The sequence below is a fragment of the Marinomonas profundi genome, from assembly GCF_020694005.1.
Classification (GTDB): Bacteria; Pseudomonadota; Gammaproteobacteria; order Pseudomonadales; family Marinomonadaceae; genus Marinomonas; species Marinomonas profundi.
This window is the reverse complement of the sequence record NZ_CP073013.1, coordinates 3,296,969-3,321,065: the sequence shown is the minus strand read 5'-3', so window position 1 is coordinate 3,321,065 and position 24,097 is coordinate 3,296,969. Positions and strand designations below refer to the sequence as shown.

The 24,097-nt window shown below is 44.4% G+C and carries 12 protein-coding genes and 4 tRNA genes; 3 read left to right on the top strand and 13 right to left on the bottom strand.

The window, feature by feature from the left end; genetic code table 11:
* Positions 1–86 precede the first annotated feature (86 nt).
* Both J8N69_RS15470 and fusA read left to right on the top strand, forming a co-directional pair.
* Positions 87–755, top strand: coding sequence for a TIGR04211 family SH3 domain-containing protein (locus tag J8N69_RS15470; protein WP_168827505.1), 669 nt, complete (start codon positions 87–89; stop codon positions 753–755).
* Positions 756–1,123: 368 nt separating this feature from the next.
* Positions 1,124–3,214, top strand: a complete 2,091-nt coding sequence (fusA, locus tag J8N69_RS15465; protein ID WP_168827507.1) for an elongation factor G — start codon at positions 1,124–1,126, stop codon at positions 3,212–3,214.
* A gap of 152 nt (positions 3,215–3,366) precedes the next feature.
* Here the strand turns inward: fusA and J8N69_RS15460 are convergent, their stop codons facing one another.
* The 12 genes from J8N69_RS15460 to J8N69_RS15405 form a co-directional block, all read right to left on the bottom strand.
* Complete coding sequence (locus tag J8N69_RS15460) at positions 3,367–4,419, bottom strand: aldo/keto reductase (protein WP_168827508.1); 1,053 nt, start codon at positions 4,417–4,419, stop codon at positions 3,367–3,369.
* Between the two features lie 164 nt (positions 4,420–4,583).
* On the bottom strand, positions 4,584–5,771 hold the full coding sequence (locus J8N69_RS15455; protein ID WP_211085214.1) for a cytochrome-c peroxidase: 1,188 nt from the start codon (positions 5,769–5,771) through the stop codon (positions 4,584–4,586).
* A 160-nt stretch (positions 5,772–5,931) separates the two neighbouring features.
* Positions 5,932–6,189: a cell division topological specificity factor MinE gene (minE, locus tag J8N69_RS15450; RefSeq protein ID WP_168827510.1), complete on the bottom strand. Its 258-nt coding sequence runs from the start codon at positions 6,187–6,189 to the stop codon at positions 5,932–5,934.
* 1 nt (position 6,190) lies between these two features.
* On the bottom strand, positions 6,191–7,000 hold the full coding sequence (gene minD, locus J8N69_RS15445) for a septum site-determining protein MinD (RefSeq protein ID WP_168827512.1): 810 nt from the start codon (positions 6,998–7,000) through the stop codon (positions 6,191–6,193).
* A gap of 61 nt (positions 7,001–7,061) precedes the next feature.
* Positions 7,062–7,787 (bottom strand): septum site-determining protein MinC, encoded by a 726-nt coding sequence (gene minC, locus J8N69_RS15440; RefSeq protein ID WP_168827514.1) that lies wholly within the window; start codon positions 7,785–7,787, stop codon positions 7,062–7,064.
* A 316-nt stretch (positions 7,788–8,103) separates the two neighbouring features.
* Positions 8,104–11,847: an AAA family ATPase gene (locus J8N69_RS15435; protein WP_168827516.1), complete on the bottom strand. Its 3,744-nt coding sequence runs from the start codon at positions 11,845–11,847 to the stop codon at positions 8,104–8,106.
* Positions 11,844–13,142 carry an exonuclease subunit SbcD gene (gene sbcD / locus J8N69_RS15430; protein ID WP_168827518.1) on the bottom strand — a complete coding sequence of 433 codons (1,299 nt, stop codon included), beginning with the start codon at positions 13,140–13,142 and terminating at the stop codon, positions 11,844–11,846. The genes J8N69_RS15435 and sbcD overlap by 4 nt, the downstream gene beginning before the upstream one ends.
* 59 nt (positions 13,143–13,201) lie before the next feature.
* Positions 13,202–14,083: a 2Fe-2S iron-sulfur cluster-binding protein gene (locus J8N69_RS15425; protein WP_168827520.1), complete on the bottom strand. Its 882-nt coding sequence runs from the start codon at positions 14,081–14,083 to the stop codon at positions 13,202–13,204.
* A gap of 645 nt (positions 14,084–14,728) precedes the next feature.
* Positions 14,729–14,805 (bottom strand) — tRNA-Met (locus tag J8N69_RS15420).
* A gap of 190 nt (positions 14,806–14,995) precedes the next feature.
* Positions 14,996–15,072: transfer RNA gene (locus J8N69_RS15415), tRNA-Met, on the bottom strand.
* A 67-nt stretch (positions 15,073–15,139) separates the two neighbouring features.
* Positions 15,140–15,216, bottom strand: a tRNA-Met gene (locus J8N69_RS15410).
* A gap of 157 nt (positions 15,217–15,373) precedes the next feature.
* Positions 15,374–15,450: transfer RNA gene (locus J8N69_RS15405), tRNA-Met, on the bottom strand.
* Between the two features lie 279 nt (positions 15,451–15,729).
* Between J8N69_RS15405 and msrA the strand changes: the two genes are divergently transcribed.
* A complete protein-coding gene (gene msrA / locus J8N69_RS15400) occupies positions 15,730–16,389 on the top strand; it encodes a peptide-methionine (S)-S-oxide reductase MsrA (protein ID WP_168827646.1) in 660 nt (219 codons plus the stop codon).
* A gap of 124 nt (positions 16,390–16,513) precedes the next feature.
* On the opposite strand, the gene J8N69_RS17075 is transcribed toward msrA, so the two are convergent.
* Positions 16,514–23,935 (bottom strand): retention module-containing protein, encoded by a 7,422-nt coding sequence (locus tag J8N69_RS17075; protein WP_269751530.1) that lies wholly within the window; start codon positions 23,933–23,935, stop codon positions 16,514–16,516.
* Positions 23,936–24,097: the final 162 nt, after the last annotated feature.

Sequence of the window (24,097 nt, the reverse complement as noted above, 5' to 3'; positions counted from 1 at the left end):
TACGATGGCCTTTTCTATTGCGTAATGCTCATCTCATGATTATCGTATTAAACAGATAAAGTGATTGATTGTTAAAGGAACTTAACGTGTCTAAAAAATGCCTTACCAGCCTCATTGCTGGATTACTACTTTCTACCACTGTGCAATCAGCGACAGTGTACGTGTCCGATATCCAGTTTGTTGCGATCAGAGAAGGTCTGGACAACAACACCAGAGCGGTGGAGCGAGGCCTAAAAAGCGGAACGCCATTAGATGTTCTAGAGCAAAGCGAAGGCTACACAAAAGTCAAAACGCCTAGCGGGAACGAAGGCTGGGTAGCCGATTATTTCCTCAGTGAAGACATGGTGACAAGAGATCAACTAGACAACTTACAAACTCGCCTTAACCGAAGCATAGAAAGCAGAGATGAAATAGCCAACACCCTCAACGTTAGCCAACAAAAGATCCAGACATTAAATCGTACAAACACTAGCTTACAAGATGAAAACGAGTCTTTAAAACAACAACTTCAAGACGCAGTCAACTTGACTCAAAAAGCACAAGCCATCGTTTCTCAAAATGACGATGTAAGCTACCAGCTAGCGAGCCTGAAACAACAAGCTGACGCCGCCGTTGCACGGTCTGAAAAATTGCAAAACAGCACTGAACAAAAATGGTTTATGCTCGGTGCTGCCACAATCTTTGGCGGTTTATTGCTAGGGCTATTATTACCCATGCTGCGTCGCAGAAAAAACAGCGCGGGGTCCTGGTCTTAATCAAGAACCACCTATAGAGTCAAGGATAACGATACTTATAAGTACTCTCTTAGCGCCTAGTATTTATAAGCACCGTTATCCTTGTCGCCATGATCTCTTATTCACCGGCGCAATATAGACACCCTTCTATCACCCATTGTTCTTAATCGTTTTTTGCAAAACAAACTCTTTTCCCTCTCGAATCGATCACGAATTCAATATTGTTGCCGCTATCAAAGGGTTCAGACGACATTTATGAAATGCTTTTATCTTGCCCCTTCCTTTAAACACATAAAATATAATAGAATAGCGCGAAATACTTGGCTACCCATGTAAAAAGTCTTGTATACTAACGCGCAAATTTCGTCCTAACTTATTAGAGTAATGTAATGGCTGACTTATCAAAATACAGAAACATCGGTATTTTTGCTCACGTTGACGCGGGCAAAACCACCACCACAGAACGTATTCTTAAACTAACCGGCAGAATCCATAAACTAGGTGAAACTCACGAAGGTGAATCAACTACTGACTTCATGGAACAAGAAGCTGAACGTGGTATTACCATCCAGTCTGCGGCTGTTAGTTGTTTCTGGAAAGATCACCGCTTTAACGTTATCGACACACCTGGACACGTTGACTTCACAGTAGAAGTATACCGTTCACTAAAAGTTCTTGATGGCGGCGTTGGCGTATTCTGTGGTTCTGGCGGCGTAGAACCACAATCAGAAACTAACTGGCGTTATGCCAACGACTCTGAAGTTGCACGTTTAATTTTCGTCAACAAATTAGACCGTCTAGGTGCTAACTTCTACCGTGTAGCCGAGCAAGTACAAAAAGTACTAGGTGCGACACCACTTATCATGGTGCTTCCAATTGGTACTGAAGATGAGTTTAGTGGCGTTGTAGACCTACTAACTCGCAAAGCTTACATCTGGGATGATTCTGGCTTGCCAGAAAACTACAGTATCGAAGATGTTCCAGCGGATATGGAAGAAATTGTTGAAGAATACCGCGAAAAACTAATTGAAACGTCTGTAGAGCAAGATGACGATGTCATGATGGCTTACATGGATGGCGAAGAGCCTTCTATTGAAGACCTGAAACGCTGCATCCGTAAAGGTACGCGCGACCTTGCATTCTTCCCAACTTACTGTGGCTCTGCTTTTAAAAACAAAGGCATGCAGCTTCTTCTTGACGCTGTTGTTGATTACCTACCAAGCCCAACTGAAGTAGACCCTCAAGATCTTACAGATGAAGAAGGCAATCCAACGGGTGAGAAGGCAATCGTAGACGCTAAAGAGCCTCTTAAAGCCCTTGCATTTAAAATCATGGATGACCGTTTCGGCGCCCTTACTTTCGTACGTATCTACTCTGGCGTATTGAACAAAGGCGACACTATCCTTAACAGCTTCACGGGCAAAACGGAACGTGTGGGCCGCATGGTTGAAATGCATGCAAACGATCGTAATGAAATCAGCACGGCACAAGCGGGCGACATCATTGCAATTGTTGGTATGAAAAACGTACAGACAGGTCATACTCTTTGTGATCCAAAACACCCTTGCACACTTGAGGCGATGGTTTTCCCTGAGCCTGTAATCTCTATTTCTGTTACACCGAAAGACAAAGGTGGTAACGAGAAAATGGGTGTTGCGATTGGTAAAATGGTGGCAGAAGATCCAACTTTCCGCGTTGAGACAGACATCGATTCTGGTGAAACCATTCTTCGTGGTATGGGTGAGCTTCACCTAGACATCAAAGTAGATATCTTGAAACGTACTTACGGTGTAGATCTTATCGTAGGCCAACCACAGGTTGCCTACCGTGAAACCATCACTAAGGCCATTGAAGATACCTATACTCACAAGAAACAGTCTGGTGGTTCTGGTCAGTTCGGTAAAATCGATTACCGTATCAAACCTGCTGAAGTGGGTTCTGGCTTCAAATTTACTTCTTCTGTTGTGGGCGGTAACGTACCAAAAGAATTCTTCCCTGCAGTAGAAAAAGGCTTCAAGTCTATGATGACTCAGGGCGTTCTAGCTGGCTTCCCAGTACTAGACGTTGAAGTTGAATTGTTCGATGGTGGATTCCACGCAGTTGACTCTTCTGCAATTGCCTTCGAAATCGCTGCAAAAGGCGCTTTCCGTCAGTCAATTCCAAAAGCCGGTCCACAATTGATCGAGCCGATCATGAAAGTTGACGTGTTCACTCCAGATGACCACGTTGGTGACGTTATCGGTGACTTAAACCGTCGTCGCGGCATGATCAAAGACCAAGAGAAAGGTTTAACTGGCGTTCGCATTAAAGCAGACGTTCCTCTTTCTGAAATGTTTGGTTACATCAGTACACTACGTACAATGACATCTGGTCGTGGTCAGTTCTCTATGGAGTTCTCTCACTACCTACCATGTCCTTCTAACGTAGCGGAAACGGTTATCGCAGCGGTTAAAGAGAAAAAAGAAAGAGAAAAGAACTAAGTTCTAACTAAGTTCTGTTTCTAAAAAAACCCGATGCGTTTGCATCGGGTTTTTTATTGCCAAAAATAAAGCTCTATTGTTTAGCCAAGCAACGCGGCACAAAAAAAGCGCCGAAGCGCTTTTTTTAAATAATAATACCACCAGCTTATGGATTAAAATGGCACAGGGTACTCTTTAAAGACCGCCATAATATCCTTTAAAGCCTCTTCAGACAGCGTCATATCAAACGCCGCCATATCCTCTTTTAGCTGATCCAGAGAGGTCGCGCCAATAATGGTTGAACTCACACCATCCACTTGATCACACCACGCCAATGCCAACTGCGCTGGGGTAAAACCATGCTGCTTAGCCACTTCCATATAAGCCGTTACCGCCTTATCAACCAGAGGAGTATCACGAAAAATGCCGTTACGCTGCGAATAAGTCCAACGACTTCCTGCAGGGCGAGCACCACCAAGATATTTACCGGTTAACGCCCCAGCCGCCAGCGGTGACCAAGGAAGGTAAGCCACATCGTCATGAACACAATTTTCAACCAAATAAGGCCAGTCTTTTGTGTGCAATAAACTAAATTCATTTTGGATAGACGCCACACGGGGCAAACCATGCTGATCACTCAAACGAATAAACTCATTAATCCCCCAAGTGGTATCATCTGACAAACCAAAATGACGAATCTTACCGGCTTTAATACAAGTCTCTAAACCTTGCAAAATATCTAACATTTGAGCGGACTGCTCATCACGATCAACATCAGTAAAGCTGATAACACCAGGAAAGTGCTTGGCAAAATGCGGCGTGGTACGATTTGGCCAATGCAGTTGGTAAAGGTCAATATACTCTGTCTGCAAACGCGCTAGAGAAGCATCGACCGCTTCAATCACTGTTTTACCTGAGATATTACTGCCATTACGAACGTATTTGAGGCCCGGGCCTGCAATCTTAGTCGCAAGTACAAACTCTTTACGACGGGATGGGTTGCGTGCAAGCCAATCACCAATAATGGTTTCTGTTTTACCATAGGATTCAGCATTAGGTGGAATTGAATACATTTCAGCGGTGTCTATAAAATTCACACCATTCGCTAAAGCATATTCAATTTGTGCATCGGCATCCGCTTGGTTGTTTTGCGTCCCCCAAGTCATGGTGCCCAAGCATACGCGCGAAACATCTAGGCCAGTTCGGCCAAGTGGAACATATTTCATTCTCTCAATCCTTCAAATTCAAGTAGCACATACAGGGTGCGGAAAAATAAACCAAACCACCAATTTAATAAAATTTGCGCGTGACCGCCAGTTTTATCAATGAAAACAATAAGGAGTTACCCTATTAGCAACACGTCGTGCTTTTTCATTATGGATTAAAAGAGCTACCGAGCATTAAGCAATGCCTCATAGCGCTTATCCGTCAGCGTTTTCAAAAAGGCAACAATGGCATCTACTCTTTGATCCGGTAAAGCTGGGCCTTTTTGCAAATTCACCCAATCAATATTCTCCGCCACCTCAGGCTCTGCCCACGGCTGATCCGTTTCAGGATTAACACTGCGTGTAGGGTTATTATACTTATCATAAAAAAGCACCACGGTACGAAGATCTTTAAAAACGCCATTGTGCATATAAGGCCCTGTCACCGCCACATTACGCAACGACGGGACTTTGAATTTGCCCGCCTGCAGAGGATCATCAATGGTCGGATTATCCAACAAGCCAACATCCCTTTTATGACCATTATGTGCCATCAAATCAGGGTTAGCTGGCACACCGATATTGCGATATTCGTAATTGCTAAAGGTTTCTTGGCGATTAAGCGGTGAGGTATTCAACTGATGACAGGCATTACAGTTAGTAAACTGCTGCGAAAAAAATAACGTTTTGCCAAGCTCTTCTTCCGGCGTCAGTGTTTCTTCGCCTCGTAGTGCTCGGTCATATTTCGAATCAAACGGCATAAACAGAGCCGTTTTTTCAAACATAGCAATCGCATCAGTAATGGCGGCATAGCCTTTTTCTGCGTCATCCAAAGCGTCTTGACCATAAAGCGTATTAAATAAATTAAGATAACGTGCGTTTTCTTTTACCCGTTCAATCACAGCCGCACCATCGGGCAATGCCATTTCTAACGGGTTTAAAAAAGGCCCTTCAGCTTGTTGCGCCAACCCAGAAGCACGACCATCTAAAAATTGGCCACCACGATATTCACCGTTTGCCATCTGATGAAAGACCGGAGAAAAGGCCGCATAACCCGCTGTGGGAGTATTGCGGCTGCCCATTGAATGGCCATCACTGCCTAGCGACACCGCACCAGACAAAGCATCCGTTCTCTTATCAACAAAAGCTTGGGAAATATCATGACAGGTTCCACAGGACTGATTGCGCTGTTTCGATAAATTCATATCAAAAAATAATTGCGAGCCAAGTAAGGCTTTAGGGTCTGTTAAAGGAACAGGGAGATCCACCGAGGGTTTGTTTGCTTCAGCTGAATGAACAACGACTTGCTTAGGCTCACTACAAGCCGAAAGAAACGCAGCAACCGCCATCACCCCAAGAAAAAAACGCAGCATTAAATTTAGCTCAAATAAAAAAAGAATGTTGTGGATAATACACCGATGCCAAATATCAGTAAAACAATGACAATCATTCTTAATTATTTTTGTATAAAAAAGCACCCAATAGGATCAAGATCTTATTGGGTGCTGTCTCGTGGCAGGCTATAACGAAAAACTAATTCTGCTCAGGCAAAGTCACATTCAGCTCTAATACCGAACAATCATCCGTATTTTCAAGCTGTATCTGCACATCTTCATTACCAATATTGACGTATTTACGAATCACATCAATAATTTCTTGCTGCATTTGTGGCAGATAATCAGGCTGATGGCGCTTACTACGCTCATGAGCCACAATAATCTGCAGCCTATCCTTAGCAACGGACGCGGAGCTAGGCGTACTTTTGCTTTTAAAATAGTCAAAAATTCCCACTCTAACCCCCTAACAAACGTTTAATGAAACCTTTTTTCTGGACCTCTAAGAAGCGCAACGGACGCTCTTCGCCCATCAAACGATCCACCGCATCCATGTAGGCAAGACCCGCCTCTGATTCAGTATCCAAAATAACTGGCGTCCCTTGATTCGACGCCTTTAATACCGCTTCCGATTCAGGAATAACACCAAGTAACGGAATCGCCAAAATGTCTTCAACATCCGACACACTTAACATTTCACCCAATGCAACACGCCCAGGATGATAACGCGTCAATAAAAGATACTCTTCTATTGGCTCTTTACCCTCTTCCGCTCGTTTAGACTTACTTTGCAAAATACCCAAAATACGATCCGAATCACGCACAGAAGACACTTCCGGGTTGGTCACAACGATCGCCGCATCGGCAAAATACAGCGCCATCTGAGCACCCTTTTCGATGCCAGCTGGGGAGTCACAAATAATGTATTCAAAATCCTTAGCCAATTCATCAAGGACTTCTTTCACACCCTCAGTAGTAAGAGCATCTTTATCTCGAGTTTGAGACGCAGGCAAAATAAACAAATTTTTTGTGCGCTTATCTTTAATCAACGCTTGGGATAACGTTGCCTCTTTGTTGATCACATTCACAAAGTCATAAACCACTCGACGCTCACATCCCATAATCAAGTCTAGATTACGTAAGCCTACATCGAAATCGATAATAACCGTTTTGTGCCCTTTTATTGCAATACCCGTCCCAATAGCAGCACTGGATGTCGTCTTTCCGACACCACCCTTGCCTGAGGTGACTACTATAATTTTTGCCAATGCCCTATCCCCCGATAAACTCACATGGAATTTATCTCACAAATTAAATGAATAATAAATTTTAAAGCGGTACGATTTCTAAGCTATCGTCAACTAATAACACTTGCGCGCTGTCTTTCCAAACGATATTTTGCAGCGCATCACTCAACATAAAGTTACCCGCAATAGAAACCAATTCAGCCTCCATGCTTTTGCAAAAAATTCTCGCCTCAACATCACCTTTGACACCCGCCAATGCACGGCCTCGCAACGCGCCATAAACATGAATATTGCCATCGGCTAGCACTTCTGCCCCAGCGCTCACTTGATTCAAAATAATCAAATCCCCTTCAGCATAAACTTGCTGCCCGGACCGAATCGGCTTAGTAATCACCTTAGTTGCTTGAGGCACCAAACGCTCTTCAACTACGGTTTTCACCACCACATCTGGACTTGTGTCTTCTTTTACCGCTGGCGACATATTGATTGCTCTTGCTTTGCTAGCAGGCAAAAGCGGAATCGTGACCGAAGCACGCCATACCGGCAAAGCTTCTGGGTCACAACGCCAACCAATCACCCCAAGACCAAGCGCACTGACGGACTGAATCAGCACTTCAAATTCGTCAAGCGTAATACCACGCTTCATTTTTGAAATATCAATAATAATCGGCGCTTGATTAAAAAAATGCGGAACCTGATCAATCTTTTCCTTTAAATGAAACACAATATCATCTAATGAAAACGTCTGAATCTCTAGCAAAACCGTTGTAACGACACTTCCTTTAAGCCGGAAGCCTGAGTCTGTCATGCAAACTGTCCTTTTTTAAATAACATAAATGGCTCTAAATCTTAAAAAGCCGCGCCAAACTTTCATCACCAGCATTTAAAAATCTATTCTATCAAGCTGAACGATTAAAGAAAGTCACGACAACACACTCTTTACACTCATTTTAACGAGCGTCTGCTCTCTTATAGCGCTAAGAATAACGCAAAATGCCCAATAATGAACGAAAGATTAACCGTTTGATTTAATTAATATTTTACAACTTACTTACATACTTGTTCCCATTAATCTGGGGACAACTTCTGCACCAAAAGCGCTCAATGAAAAACACCTAACGCTCTCAATTATCAGCTGGGTGAACGGCAAATTCCGCCGCTAAACGACTCACCCCTAAACCACTTTGTTTGGTCAGTTTAATCTGCACGGGAATTCGTTCTTTTAGCGCACTGATATGACTAATAATGCCAATGGTTTTGCCAGAGGAATGCAGGTTATCCAAAGCATCTAACGCCGACTCTAGCGTTTCACTGTCCAAGGTACCGAAACCTTCATCTAAGAACAACGAATCGATACTGGTTTTATGGGACACCAAATCAGACAAAGCCAGCGCCAACGCCAAACTCACCAAGAAAGACTCCCCACCCGACAAGGTTTTCGTGTCACGTGATGCATCAGCTTGCCAAGTATCCACCACCAGCAAGGACAAAGCATCTTCGTTGCGCATCAACTGATAGCGACGATGCAAGATACCCAAATGCTGATTCGCCAAATACACCAAATGATCCAACGTCAGACTTTGCGCAAAGCGGCGGAATTTCGCGCCATCGGCAGAACCAATCAAATGATTCAACCGCTCAAGATGCACAAATGCCTCGCGGCGCGCTTCCAACGCGTCCTTCGATTTAGCTACCCGCTCTCTACGTTGTGCCTCTTCTTGAATCTGCTGAGTTACCACCCCCCATTGACGGTGCAGTGCTTGGCGCTCAGCATCAAGCTCAGCGTATTTTTCTTCCAGCGCTTCAAGAGAAGCGCTTTCAGAAGCAGAACCGTCAAACGCCGAATCTCCAAGCGCTAAAAACTCGGACTTGTTTTGATTGTGCTTCAATAAGGATTCATTCGCTTGATTCAGTAACGTCTGTAAGCGGGACACCGCTTCCTCAAGTTGCTTCAACGCGGCTTGTCGCTGACTTATTTCCTCTGTGGATAAAGTCGCCTGCAACCAAACCGCTTCACTGTCAAAACCCTTTTCAGCCAGACGTTGCTGCCAATCGGACAAAGCAACTTCATGTTCTTTCGATAGCCCAAGGTAAGATTTATCGAGCGCCTCCAATGTCGCCTTACTAGACGCCAGCGCCTGAGCCACCTGCTGTCGTTCAGCTTCTACTTTTTCTAGCCTCTGTTGAGCATGATCAGCCAGTGATTGCGCTGCTTGGCGAAGCTCACCAATACTTTTATCGCCTAACCGTTCATACAGCTGCTCAGCAATACTGGCTAATTCAGCGTCAAGCTCTGTGGCTTTCCTATGAATATCATCACCTAATTGATGACTCTCCTTTAACGAATTTGCTAAGCTTTTCGACTCGTAACTCAGCTGCTCCCCTTGCTGCAATAGTGCGTCGTAGCCCGCCTTGCTATCGCGCCATTGCGTCATCGCCTCTTGCAACTGCGCCAAAGCGTCTGCCAATGACACATCAAAGTAGCCTTCAGGAACACCCACTTGCTGCATATCAATACGTAACTGGCCAGCGCTTTGCTCTTGCTCGCCCTTCCTGCTAACTAAGCTCTGTTGATACGCTTCTAAAGCTTGCCACAATAACTGACACTGTGACTCATCCTTCGCCACTTGTTGTTGGGTGACTTGCTGCTGAGCATGCACACTCAGTAACTCTGTCTCTAGGGTCAAACGCGATTGCTGAAGCGCGTCAAGCTTAGGCGCGGTCTCTTGCAACGCCTGCCAATCTTGATCAACACGCTGAACCAGAGCCAACACCTGCTCCTTATCAAGCAGATCAAAGCGAGTATTTTGACGATCCACATAGTGAGTTAATGACACCAGCCATTCTTTTAACTCCCGCTCTGTCGTGTGCAAGCTATCCGTTAATTGCTCGCGTCGAGTTTGCCCAGAGGTGAATTCTCGCTGCATGGATTCTAAGTCCGCCACCAGCTGTATTCCTTGTCCCTTGAGGCCGTCCAATTCTTTGCCTAAACGAACGAATTCTTCCTGGCTACCTGACTCCGCTTGATACAAGGCATTGGCAAGCGAGTGCTCCGATGCACCACACAAAGGGCAAGCATCATGTTCGCCCAGCTCATCACGCAACTGTGTTAACGCGACGATATGACGCTCTGCCTCAGCAAGCTTTTCAACCGACTTCTGATGTCGAAGCTTATCTTTGTAAGCCTGCCTTTGTTGCTCTAACTGACTTTTCTGCTGTTGAATGTGGCTTGTCGTCGCATTCAGATTCGTGTCTAAATCGACCAATTGAGTTTGCAGCGCTTGATACTGTTGATACTGCTTCCAAAGGGCCTGTGCATTATATTGAGCTCGCTCAGTGTAATGATAAGTTTTCTGCCAATCCGTGTATTCACTTTGCGACGACAACGCCATAAAGGCATCTAGGGTGTTCTGCAAGGTTTGTTGTCGTTCAGACAGGCGCAATTGACCTTGCTCTAACTTAGCTTGATTTGCTGAGTATGAAGCGCGAGCAACATCATACTCTTTTGTATTCGATACAATTTGACGCTCAAGCTCGGCAATGGCTTGCACATTGATCGCCATGCTTTGCGCTTGATGTTGCCAGCTGGCCAATTGATTTTCGATTTTTTCCGGCGCGGTCCAGCGGCCCAAAATGGCTTTACTTTCGTCACATGCTTTATCAACACTAGCCCGCTTCTCAGTCATGGCGTTTAGTTGTGACTGCTGATCGTCAACTTTTTCAACGGCTTGTTTTAATCGAGCGGAAACATCTTGATGCTGGGCTTTGACACTCTCTTGGCGCGACAAAATAGGCTGGATTTCATTGTTGATCTTGTTATTCAAGGCTTCCAATTCAGCACGAGCATTGGTGAGTGTCTCTTTCGCCTGTTCAACCGATGCCGTCAACGCCTGACTTTGCTTGAGCCGTGTTTCTTGCGTCTTGGTATATTGCGTAATATCCGCCTGATTTTGATCCAAGCGAGCTTTCAAACCTTGCTGCTTGTCATAATCCGCTTGCAGACCTTGCGCCTTTAGCGCTTGCTCCAATCCTTGCTGTTGCGGCGCAAAATCCGCGAGCGCCTGACTCGCTTCGTCTACTTGTTGCTGGTATTGAGCCACTTGCACTTGCAGCTGTTGCTCAGTACGTCGCCATTCAAGTAAGGTTTGCTGCTGTTTGAGCGCCTGCGCATTGGATTTTTCATTGGCAGCAAAACTCAACTCGGTTTGCTTTAATTCAGCAAAAGCGTCGTCTGTTAGTAATTGAGTCTGCTCATTGACACTTTCGAGCGCCGCAATCGCCTGCTTTTCTTGCTTATGTTTATCAAACACCCATTTCGACACATCACCATAAATTTCTGTGCCCGTTAGCTCTTCGAGAAGTTCTGCGCGATCATTAGCTGAGGCATTCAAAAAGGCCGAAAAACCGCCTTGGGCAAGCAACATAGACTTGGTAAAACGCGAAAAATCTAACCCCGTGATGTCGGCTATCTTGTCGATTTTTTCGTTAATCTTAGTGGTAATAATGGTGCCATCGCGTTCACACAACTCACAGGTCATGGGTTGTAACTTGCCATCGCTTTGGCCTCGGGCGCGTCGTTGTCCCCAAAAAGCACGATAGCCTTTGCCCTTAATTTCAAACTCGACTTCCGCCAGGCATTCAGCGGTATGACGCGTCATCACATCATTCTGACTGGGGGAAACTTTGAGACGCGGCGTTTCATGGTAAAGCGCCAAACAAATCGCGTCTAACAAGGTCGATTTGCCCGCCCCCGTTGGCCCAACAATGGCGAACACACCCGCGTCGTCAAAGGGCGCTTTGGTAAAATCTATTTCCCATTCGCCTTTCAGGGAGTTCAAATTCTTTAGACGCAGCTTGCAAATCTTCATGATTGCTCCTCCTGAGTCGACTCGTCATCTTGGCAATGGCCTTGTTGATGCTCTTCCAACTCCACCAAGCACGCGTTGAACAAATCGGTCAGCGTCTTCGACTCGTCTTCCTCCAGCTCTAAATTCGTTTTAAGACTTTGCTCAAACACATCGCCAACGGTTAATTCTGACAAGGTTTTGCGCGCCTCAAAGCCTTCGCTCTTCTTCTCTTGCGCGCTGCGTCGCATCACTCTTAGTAATTCGATTGGCTTGTTATCAATCACCTCTAACAAACGCTTATGCACATCGCTCAAATAGTCATCGGCCATCACCGTCACTTCCAACCAGAGGGTTTTATCCTCTGTTAATGGCAAGGTTGAAATTTGGTTAATGACCTCTTTTAAATTGCCTTTCAAACTCGCCATGGGCTGAAAATTAGGAATGGTCACCAATTGCACAGGATCCGCTGGTTCAGCAAACAAATCCGCCACAAAAGCGTCTTCGCCTAACAGATCGGTATCCACTATCACCACGGTTTTATCCCGACCCAACTCATCAAAGCTCAATGGAATTGGCGAACCACTGTAACGGAATCGACCGCTTTTATTGATCGGCTGGGCGCGATGAATATGCCCAAGGGCAAGATAATCAAACGCCGGAAACACCGAGGTGGGTAAGGCTTCTAAGGTGCCCACATACAAATCACGAACCGACTCGCTCACTTGCCCACCCACGGCAGTCAAATGCCCAGTGCCAATAATCGGCACTGGCGTTTTCAGTGCTTGGTTTTTCTCACCAGCGGCGTCATACACTTGCTGGTAAAAATCGCCAATCCGCTGCAACAAGCTGAGTTTTTTCTCTTGTTCCGATTGCCCAGCGATACTTTGCATCACATCTTTTGGCCGCAAATACGGCACAGCACACACCCAAGCAGCAATATCACCTTGCTTGTTTTTCAGTGGAATAACATGGGACTCAATGTCTTCAAGATTCGCTTGGCTCGACACCTGGGTATCAAGATAGGTTAACAAGCTCTTGGATTCATTTAGCATACTGACCGAATCATGATTGCCCGCCACAATCACCAACTGACATTGGCGCGCTTTCATATCCAACACCAATTGATGATACATTTCACGCGCGTAACTTGGTGGCGAGCCGGTATCGAACACATCGCCAGCAATAATCACCGCATCGATGGACGCTTTATCTACCAGCGCCAACAACCAATCAATAAACGCCTTATGCTCATCGCGGCGGGATTTGCCCATAAAATGCTGGCCAAGATGCCAGTCCGAGGTGTGTAGAATTTTCATTAATAGAATCCGTTAAATATAAAAATAAGCATAAAAATGAAAGCCAAATAAAGGTCAAACTAGCGAACAAAATGCAATTGAGTCGGATTTATCCTTAAAGCACGCAGCAAGATCGCCCAATCTTTCGCAGACACGCTTTGGCCATGATAAATAAGTTGCAAAGCCACACGCTCAGAACCCGCCAGCGCCGCTTGAAGAAAAGCAACAAGCGCATCATCCGTCAAACTGCGCGTTAACTCGTGATTCGAAGACAAGGCAAAATGCCCTAAAAACCTAGACGTATAATCCAACAACGCCTCACGCCAATAAGATTCAAACACCGCATTGTCAGGCGATGAAATAACCACAACGGGCGCATCGACAATATCCATCTCAAACAACAAACGCCCTTTTCTTATGCCTGTCGACAACTGCACAGCCAATGTATCATTAGACGAAAGCACCAAGGCTCGCTGCCAATCTTCAGCTGAAAGATATTCTTTTAGTAGCACCACCTTCAAAGGCGTGCCAGCAGAATTTAACGCCATACACTCGTAAAAATGAGCTTGCTCAGCAGATGTTTCTTTAGGTAATTCCTTAGGTAATTCTTTAGACGGTAAGGAAACAAAAACGCGATCGCCAAAGAATTCATCACTCGGCCCCAACAAAGTAAGCTCAATAGAAACATCATCAAGGGAAACACGACTTAACAAGGAAAAAGTAGAAGACTCAGCGAATGTTTGCCGAGTTAACGACATCGTCGAAGACACCGTGGTTTGACAGGAAAGAATCGATTCACCATTGCTTGCATCATAAAGACGACACGCCCCGCAGGCACCAGCGCGACAACCATAACGAACATCCGCCCCTTGAGAAAGCAACAACGCCAACAAGTTATCACCCACACTCGCCTCGAAAAGCTCGTCATCCAATACTATCGTCAGCGCCTGTGAAACCATCATTCAACCTCAACTTTAATCTCGCCATTATGACATACTCTAACACCTCACCCTTTCTCTTTCTTAAAACGCCTTTACAAAGAGAAACGACCAAGGCGTCGGCTCTACAAAGGCAATAAAGTGAATTATTGATGCTTGCCTATCATGACGAACGATAAAAAATTTAGTAACAGAATTAAAAAGTGACTTAAACAAATGACGTGACTGACTGTTTAGCTGGTTTGCACAAGGCTTTTGAACAAAAAATCGCGAAGAGCTTTTCTTAACTAAAGAGTGAGCTTACGAATTTTGAAATGGATTATTTTGAAATGGATTATCTTGAAATGATTGCGGGAGCACTTTTCTTAATTAAACAGTGAACCTACGACTTTTTTAGATTAGTTGCGGGAGCACTTTTCTTAATTAAACAGTGAACCTACGACTTTTTTAGATTGGTTGCGGGAGCACTTTTCTTAATTAAACAGTGAACCTACGACTTTTTTAGATTAGTTGCGGGAGCACTTTTCTTAATTAAACAGTGAACCTACGACTTTTTTAGATTAGTTGCGGGAGCACTTTTCTTAATTAAACAGTGAACCTACGACTTTTTTAGATTGGTTGCGGGAGCACTTTTCTTAATTAAACAGTGAACCTACGACTTTTTTAGATTGGTTGCGGGAGCAGGATTCGAACCTACGACCTTCGGGTTATGAGCCCGACGAGCTACCAGACTGCTCCATCCCGCGACAACTAAGACTATTTAGAAAATAGACTTCTAATGATATTAAGATAAAATCTTGTGACCAAACTAGACTGATTCTAGTTCGTTGTGGGAGCACTTTTCTTAATTAAACAGTGAACCTACAACTTTTTTAGATTGTTTGTGGGAGCACTTTACTGGATTTAAAAGTGAACCTACGACCTGTCATTTTAAAATGGTTGCGGGAGCAGGATTCGAACCTACGACCTTCGGGTTATGAGCCCGACGAGCTACCAGACTGCTCCATCCCGCGCCATGCTAAACTTTTGATACAGTTTATCTTTTAGTGCTGAAGAAATTATGTGAAAAATTAATGTATATGGTTGCGGGAGCAGGATTCGAACCTACGACCTTCGGGTTATGAGCCCGACGAGCTACCAGACTGCTCCATCCCGCGACAAATTTGTTTTATTTAATCACTAACAACTTCATTTGATTAGTTGATTGTGGGAGCACTTTACTGGATTTAAAAGTGGACCTACGACCTGTCATTTTAAAATGGTTTCGTGAGTATTTTTCTTAATAAAAGAAGAAACTTACGACCTTTTTAATAATGGTTGCGGGAGCAGGATTCGAACCTACGACCTTCGGGTTATGAGCCCGACGAGCTACCAGACTGCTCCATCCCGCGACTAATCTTCGTTAACAACACGCATTCATACTGCATGTTGGTTAAGCTAATTCGCTCAACCCTTGCTAACGAGGTGCGTATTATAGGTAGATTAATGTAAGAGTCAAGCCTAGTTAGAAAACTATCTACGAATAGTTGAAATCAAGCACTTCTCCCTCATTATCTACTCCTAGATAACTTGGCTCTACGTTAGATATAAACTCTTGGTAGCTTGTATCCTCCGCTACCACAGGGTAAAAGATAGCCATTCATTTTCGACCATACGGTTAGGAGATATAAATGCCCAGTAATATTGAAACCATTCTCAAAAAGTCAACAATCCCCGCTAAAGCCGATGCTCTTCCTGGTAGAAGTGCTCCTCTTAAAATCTCTGGGATACACGCTGTCAACAATGAACCGTTTGTCCGCACTAAAAACCCTAATGAATCTGAGATTATCCTAGGCATGGGATGTTTTTGGGGGGCCGAGCGTAAGTTATGGAATACGCCCGGTGTTATCGTCACTTCTGTTGGCTACGCGGGCGGCTACACCCCCAACCCAACCTATGAAGAAGTTTGCTCAGGACAAACAGGACACAGCGAAGTCGTACAGGTTGTATTTAACCCCTCTATTATTTCATTAGAAGGCATCCTTAAAGTTTTCTGGGAAAACCATGACCCTACCCAAGGTATGCGCCAAGGCAATGATATCGGCAGCCAATACCGTTCTGTTATCTACACCACCAACGATAAAGACATGCCGATTGTGGAAGCCAGCAAAGCGGCATTTCAAAAAGAACTACTCGGCGCAGGCCACGGCATGATCACTACAGAAATCGAACCTCTCGACACCTACTACTTTGCTGAAGAATATCACCAGCAGTACCTACACAAAAACCCGAATGGGTATTGTGGCCTCGCAGGCACAGGCGTGAGCTGCCCTATTGGCTTAAGCGTATAATTTAAGTAGCCCGGAATAATCACGCGCTGTGCTTAATATGCTTTAGAAACAAGAATTTTATAGAAACGAAAAGGCCGAATCGTATAACGATTCGGCCTTTTTAGTGGGCTATATCAGAGCAAGATTAACCATCAATATTGATATTGTACTCTTGGTCGTTATAGATGACAGTTACTGTACCACTAGAAGCAACATCTGAATCATTTCCAAACGTGGCAACCGTCTTCGTATAATACTCATTTTCAACTACACCAACAGAGCTTGATGTAATAGAAAGGTGCTCATTCAGATAAGTAGAGACGTCATCAGTTCCATCAGGAACATCAAGTAAATCAGATATATCAAGCACATCTGTAGCAGCATTGAAGTCTGTCAAACTATCTACAGCAGAATCAGCAAAATCAATTACAAACGTATCCGCTCCCTCTCCCCCCGTCAATGAGTCTTGTCCAGCTCCACCACTTAGGTAATCATTACCAGCGCCACCAGAAAGAGTATCGTTACCAGCACCACCACTTAGGTAATCATTACCTGCTCCACCTGAAAGATTATCGGCACCACCTTGTCCATACAGAACATCATCACCATCTCCACCATCAAGAAGGTCGTCATTCTCACCGCCGTCTAGGTAGTCATTACCCGACCCGCCAAACAATTTATCGTTGCTAGCGTTGCCGTAGAGCAAATCGTTTCCTTCTTCACCATAAAGCTCATCTTCGTTCCCTCCTCCTTGAAGTTTGTCATTTCCTGATCCGCCATACATTTTATTCGAACCTGAATCACTTTGAAGCCAATCATCTCCAGCCTCGCCGTATAGTATATCGTCCTGAGAGCCACCTAAAATGTGATCATTTCCATCACCACCATATAAGGTATCGTTGCCAGACTCTCCATAAATCAGATCATTTCCACCATTTCCATAAACAACATCATTATCAGAACCACTGAAAATTGTATTGTTATCATCATTCCCTTCTATAGTATTAGGTTTCCATAAATCATATTGACTTGTATCAAAATTATTTTGTCTACCGTCAACTTTACCGTACTGATTTAAATCATCAGTATGAGCTTCATTTAACTTATCCTCAGAAGACCAGTTATTAGAAGTAATGTCTTCAGATGTATCAGGCACATTAGCATCTATAGCAGTAAACGATGTTGGATAGGTATCTCCACCCAAAACTTGATAATTATCAGAGTTTGATTCAGTGAGGAAAACACTTAACTGATAGTCACCACCTTGATCCCAATAAACAATCTCAATCGATTGCTTTCCAGAGTCTGTAACAGAGAAGGTAAAAATATCGGTATCAACACTTTGATTACTATCAATACTGGCAACAACATTACCATTTATCTTGATTTGATAACCATCATCTGCAGTGACCTTAATACTATAAGAGCCAACAGCTAGTGACACAAAACCAGTTAATTTAACAACAGAATCTTCCGTACTTTGCTTATTAACATATTCTATAGAAGTCCCATCATCACCTAGCCAAGATTCTAAGTTATCCCCCTTACCAAGATCTCCATTATCTCGTGTATAATTAACTTCTGTACTAATGAAGTTTGCATTCGCGCTTTGGTTCGCAATAACACTTTCAGCTAATGCAATCGTCCCTAAGTTACCAGCAGAATCATCATAATTATAAAAGCTTCCACTCAAACCAGAAATGGTTGTGACGGCGTCTTTAGAATCAGCACTTTGCACGGTAATAGATAAAGTATTGATTGTTGAGTCACCATCTTTATCGACCGTAACATAGTCATAACTAACAACTGTTGACTCACCTGCAGGAATTGAAGCAATAAAATCCTCACCGGCACTGAAGGTGTAAGTTCCATCACTGTTCAACACAAATGTATTGCCATTATTCTGATCAGTCACATTTTGTGTAACTACATGATCCAAACCATCTGCACCTGCATCAAATTCAACACTACCATTAAGAACATTTGAATCAACATCGTTGACATTATCGACTTCAACACTCGCAACGATTGAATAAGTACCAGTATTTTTTTCTGGAGTAGAAATATGCTGAGTTATCTCACCATTATCTCCTACTCGGAAACCATCCAATGTCACTTTATAAGTCACACCGTTCACTTCAACTTTCTGACTTACCTGTGTAATAGTTACGGTATCATTGGATGAATTGTTATTCGACATCTCATTATGAACCATAGGAACATCAAGGGTAATAGCTTGAATTTCTCCTGCAATCGTTATGTTAAAACTAATCGACATAGTGACATTTTTAAGTGCTCCATAATCACCAGAAATAGATTCATTTCTGTGAATAAACTGCCCTACAACAAATGATGAATCTATTTCAACATCAACCAAAGAACTTGATTCCGTTGTAAAATAATAAGAGCCATTATTGTGTTTATCATAGCCCCAATAAACAGCATCATCATCACCGTCCATATCACCATCTAAAGTACCTTTATCACCCTTATTTGATGTGAATTTAGCATCATCAAAATCGATTGAAATACCACCTACAGCGAAGTTACTTTCGGGAACAACATTACTAATAGTTAGTTCAGCCATTGTTGTCACTGCATCTGGCGAATCATCTTCAATCGTCACCGACACATTTTCAGTCGTTGTCACAAGACCATCATCTACCGCGATACCAAAGTTAATACTCGTTGTATCCTCCGTCGTTGCATCAGCATGATCCACAGGACCACTTAAAGTAACCACATAACCATGCTGACCATCTGTGTCTGTAAGCGCCACACGAATAATTTCAATTTCACCCGCTTTGGCGACCAAATTGCCACTGCTGTCGGTTGTCCAAACCAAGGTTACACCACCAGATGTCATGACCTCAGCTGGAGCAACAAGTGATAACGCCAAATTCTGGCCTTCTGCATCACTTATACTAAATGTCCCAGTCACTGAGGCACCATTCGCTGCTGCAGAATCGCTATCAAGCAAATCTTCTTCGGAAATGACCACAGAATCAGAACCATCCGCAAACGCTAGTTCAGGAGCAGAATTTTCCCAAGTTGCACTACCGGAAACGCCAGCAGCACCTGGATCTACGGCTGTAGCCGTCGCAGTTACTGACAACTCACCATCAAAGTCGTCAGGCACTGACAGTACTAAACCTTTAACCGTAACAACACCAGTCTCAGGATCAATCGCTACATTATTTGTAAAACCGCCACTGTTTAGCGAGATTTTCCAAGTTGTTACTCCATTTTCAGTCCCGAGCTTTTCAGCGCCAGACAAAGACGTTCCTTCTGGCGTAGTCACTGTTAACTCCGTAATGTTTTCAGAATGGTCTGTATCAGTCGGAGCAGCGGTGATATCTACCGTGTAATTTGTTACAGCCGACTCGTAAGAAACGCTATGAAGCAAGTAATCACTCGTCGCAACACGATCCCCAGTTGTCGGTGTAGAAAACTCGATTGCCAATATGGATTTACCCTCTGGCGCGTTCACAGTGACAGGATCACCAATTCGATCATAACCGCCTTCGTCACTATTACCATCAATGGTAAAAGTCGCCGATGTTCCATCACTATACTTAACAGTATAAACAGCCGTCTCATTATGACTATTCAACCAAGCAAGTTCGAATGTTGCGGATGAAGCGGGTTTATCAAGCTCGACGACTAACTTCTCTTGCTTACCAATTTCTGAATCTGCGCCATTCCCAGCCTGACCTGTCACTCCAAAACCAGTAGGCGTACCAGAATCCTTAATGGAAATAGCAACGACATCATTCTCGCTGTTATAAGCCGTCACGGTGAAACCGGCTGGATTGCCAACAGGATCTTCTATTCCATCGAGCACGTTAGACAAATCTACGCTATAAAGAGTCGTTGTTGTTGTCGGCTCCAACGTCAACTGAACTGTTGGTACATCAGTGACTGGCGTGACGTTGACGGTTGCCGCCGCTGAAGCCGTATTACCAGCTTCATCTATAACTTGATATGCAATCTCAACCTCACCGCTGAAATCCGCAGCCGGTGTAAAGAGTAGTGTGCCATCTTCATTGACAGTGACTGTCCCTTTTTCAGAGTCAAAAGAGACACTGCCAGGAACCAATACGGCACCACTTTCATCATTTGCGAGAATATTAATGACTATCGGCTCAGCAGAATCTTCATTCATAGACACTGTTTCACCAGCCACCTCAGCAACCGTATCAAGAGTAAACTCTAACGTACTACTTTCAGACGTATTTCCTGCAGAATCAACTTGGCGAACAGTAACTGTGTTCACACCTTCCGATGTGGTTGGTGCTGTAGTGATCCATTCTCCATCAACAAAATATTCAAGCGTAGCGCCACTTTCAATACCAGTAATCGTGTAGCTGCCATCATTAGTCAAATTGTCATTCGCTGAACTACCACTATCAGTGTTAAGCGAGATGACAAGTGAATCTGGCGCAGAAGTATCGACGATATGGGTAGACGTTGTTTTACTCTCAACGGTATTACCAGCCGCATCAGAAGACGTCACAACAACCTCAAACTCGGTATCAGCCGCTAAATCACTGCCTGCAACAGCAAGAGCCCAAACACCACCAGTAGCAACTGTTGTGGAGTATTCTCTACCATTGATCGTCATCTTGACCACATCACCAACGGAAATATCACCACCAACGGCCATACCAGAAACAGTGATGGTTTGATCACTTTCTTCCGCGTTGATCACATCGTCAGAAGTGATCGCATTCACGGTCACCGCACCGGCATCAGCCACTGTATCCTTAACAATCGACTGAGGGCTAGAAACCCCTTCGTTACCATAAACATCTGTTACATTGACGACTACACTTAACTCACCATCAGCAAGTGTTGAGACATCAATATTAGTTTCGAAATATGCCCAACCACTGCCATCCTCAGAAACCACAATATTACCAGTTAGGATAACCATTTGACCTTCACTGTCAGTAACGGTGATAGAGGTGACATTTCCTCCAACTTCTAGCCAACCACCAACAGTTAAATTACCAGCCTCATCAAAATTAACTACACCATCATTGTTGTTTTCAGCTAAAAACACATCAACATCAGCAAATGTATCGACTTTAAAGATCTCTGTACTGTTTGCAGAAAACGGATTACCAGCCCCATCAGTACCTGTCACGGTAGCCGTCACAAATGGATTAGCCAACGTTGTACTAGCAAGGTCGGACCCTAAAACATCAACAGAGTATGTATACTTACCTGAGGCATTTTGCTCATTTGAAACAATACCGGATCCAATCACCTCGCCATCCAAAGTAATAGTAACCGTATCACCAGGCTTAGCATCCCCGCCGACCCATCCCGTGATACTCACCATCACACCATCTGCGGATTCACTGCTATTAATCACACTATCAGAAGTAATTCTGTCAATATCAATATTAGCATTAGCGGCAAGGTCGACCGTATGAGTTGAAGAACCTGTACTTTCGACTGTGTTGCCCGCTTCATCAGAAGACGTCACCACCGCATCGAACGCCGTATCCGCGGCAAGATCAGAACCTGCTACGTCCACAGACCAAGTATTGTCTGCACCGACTGTCGTTGTGTAAGTCGTGCCGTTGATCACCAAGGTCACGCTATCGCCTTCTGCGATGTCGCCACCTGTCGCCGTACCTGTCACCGCCACGGTGCCTGCCGCTTCTGTCGCGTTGATCACGTCATCAGACGTAATCGCATTCACTGTCACCGTGCCCGCATCCGCAGACGTATCGACCGTATGAGTTGAAGAACCTGTACTTTCGACTGTGTTGCCCGCTTCATCAGAAGACGTCACCACCGCATCGAACGCCGTATCCGCGGCAAGATCAGAACCTGCTACGTCCACAGACCAAGTATTGTCTGCACCGACTGTCGTTGTGTAAGTCGTGCCGTTGATCACCAAGGTCACGCTATCGCCTTCTGCGATGTCGCCACCTGTCGCCGTACCTGTCACCGCCACGGTGCCTGCCGCTTCTGTCGCGTTGATCACGTCATCAGACGTAATCGCATTCACTGTCACCGTGCCCGCATCCGCAGACGTATCGACCGTATGAGTTGACGTTGTTGTTGCGCTAAAAGAGTTACCCGCGCTATCTTGGCCTGTCACACTGGCTTGAAAAGACGTATCTTGAGCAAGATCGGAACCTAAAACATCTACGCTCCATGTTTTATTCGCTAACACAACTGCTGTATATAGCGTACCGTTGATGGTCATTGAAACAACATCACCAGCGGACGCATCAAAACCCACTCGACCAGAAACCGTAACGTTGCCTTCACTTTCTTCAGCATTAATAACGTCATCTGAGGTGATACTATTGACACTGATACTGGCTCTTGAGCCTGTTTTGACCAAGTAGCTCTCAGTGGTATCTGTTGTCCCTTGTTGACCAATGTTATTCGAAACAACAACACTTGCCTCCACTATACGGTCGGAGTCCGCGGTTAGATCTGAACCCGCCACATCAACAGACCAAACACCATCACTACCTACCTGGGTTTCATAAGTAACGCCGTTAATGACTACTGTGACAACACCAGTGTTGAATTCATCTCCAGTTACAGTACCTGTGATGGTCACCGTAGCATTACTTTCGGCAGCGTTAATCGTACTGTCTTCGGTAATAGGATCGATATCAATATTAACAAGTAAAGCGCTTTGATCTACGGTATGCGTCGAAGTACCAATGCTCTCAACTGTGTCGCCAGAGCTATTGCTAGAAGTTACCACTACATCAAATTCGGTATCCGCAGCAAGATCGGAGCCTGCAACACCAATCGACCAAGTACCAGTAGCACCGACAGTCGTTGTGTAAGTTGTTCCATTAATCACTAATACAACCTGATCACCTTGGGAAATATCACCGCCAACCGCCGTACCAGACACGGTAATGGTACTGGTTGCTTCGGTCGCATTAATCATGTCGTCGGAAGTGATTGAATTAATTGTCACAGTACCAGCAACGGCTGCAACAGGAGATGCGGTTGTTGAGGTTGTCTCAGAGGATGCTCTATCTGAACTAGAAGGAACTGAATATTGGTTTTGGCCAGTTTGTCCGCCACTACCATTGTCTGTGTCATAGCCGTATCTTGGAAGTACACTAGAAGTATCATTACCAAAAGTAGGCAGTGCGCTGTTGTCATTTCGATCAATGTCAACATCAACACGTTGTTGTTCGAAGCCTTGCGCTTCACCTGCCGCTGGTGCATCCTGGATAAGCGTCGGGTCGTCACCCGCTAAAATCGCTTCTTGCAAGGCATCGACATCGGCAGAAGAGTCTGCAACAAGGTCAGCGTTATCACCACTGTTGTAAACTTCATCGGTAATTTCAACCACAGCATCACTACCAATGACAATCTCAGTACCGTCAATAAACGCAATAGTCGCACTGCCGTCAGCTCCGGTGAGAACCGTCTCTCCAAAGAAAATCGGATCCCCGATTTTAACCACTCGCTCTTGCCCATCAATCGATTGAACAGTAACCGATCCGCTTAATTTTGTAATAAAGCCGATCGCGTTACCTAGTGTTGCAAATGAAACTTGACTGTCGCTCATGGTATTTTCCCTAGAAAAGAAGTCTTTAAAAGAGTCTTAAAAAAAGACGCAATAATTTTATGATTACCCACAAGATAGGAGATTAATAACAAGGCCGCTATTGTACCTTGGTACAGTCAGGGTATTTTTTATTCATTTCATGCAAGACGACCCAGCTTTAAT

Coding starts and splice junctions, on each gene's coding strand:
- fusA (WP_168827507.1), top strand. CDS start 1,124: ATGGCTGACTTATCAAAATACAGAAACATCGGTATTTTTGCTCACGTT.
- J8N69_RS15460 (WP_168827508.1), bottom strand. CDS start 4,419: ATGAAATATGTTCCACTTGGCCGAACTGGCCTAGATGTTTCGCGCGTA.
- J8N69_RS15455 (WP_211085214.1), bottom strand. CDS start 5,771: ATGCTGCGTTTTTTTCTTGGGGTGATGGCGGTTGCTGCGTTTCTTTCG.
- minC (WP_168827514.1), bottom strand. CDS start 7,787: ATGACAGACTCAGGCTTCCGGCTTAAAGGAAGTGTCGTTACAACGGTT.
- J8N69_RS15435 (WP_168827516.1), bottom strand. CDS start 11,847: ATGAAGATTTGCAAGCTGCGTCTAAAGAATTTGAACTCCCTGAAAGGC.
- sbcD (WP_168827518.1), bottom strand. CDS start 13,142: ATGAAAATTCTACACACCTCGGACTGGCATCTTGGCCAGCATTTTATG.
- J8N69_RS15425 (WP_168827520.1), bottom strand. CDS start 14,083: ATGATGGTTTCACAGGCGCTGACGATAGTATTGGATGACGAGCTTTTC.
- msrA (WP_168827646.1), top strand. CDS start 15,730: ATGCCCAGTAATATTGAAACCATTCTCAAAAAGTCAACAATCCCCGCT.
- J8N69_RS17075 (WP_269751530.1), bottom strand. CDS start 23,935: ATGAGCGACAGTCAAGTTTCATTTGCAACACTAGGTAACGCGATCGGC.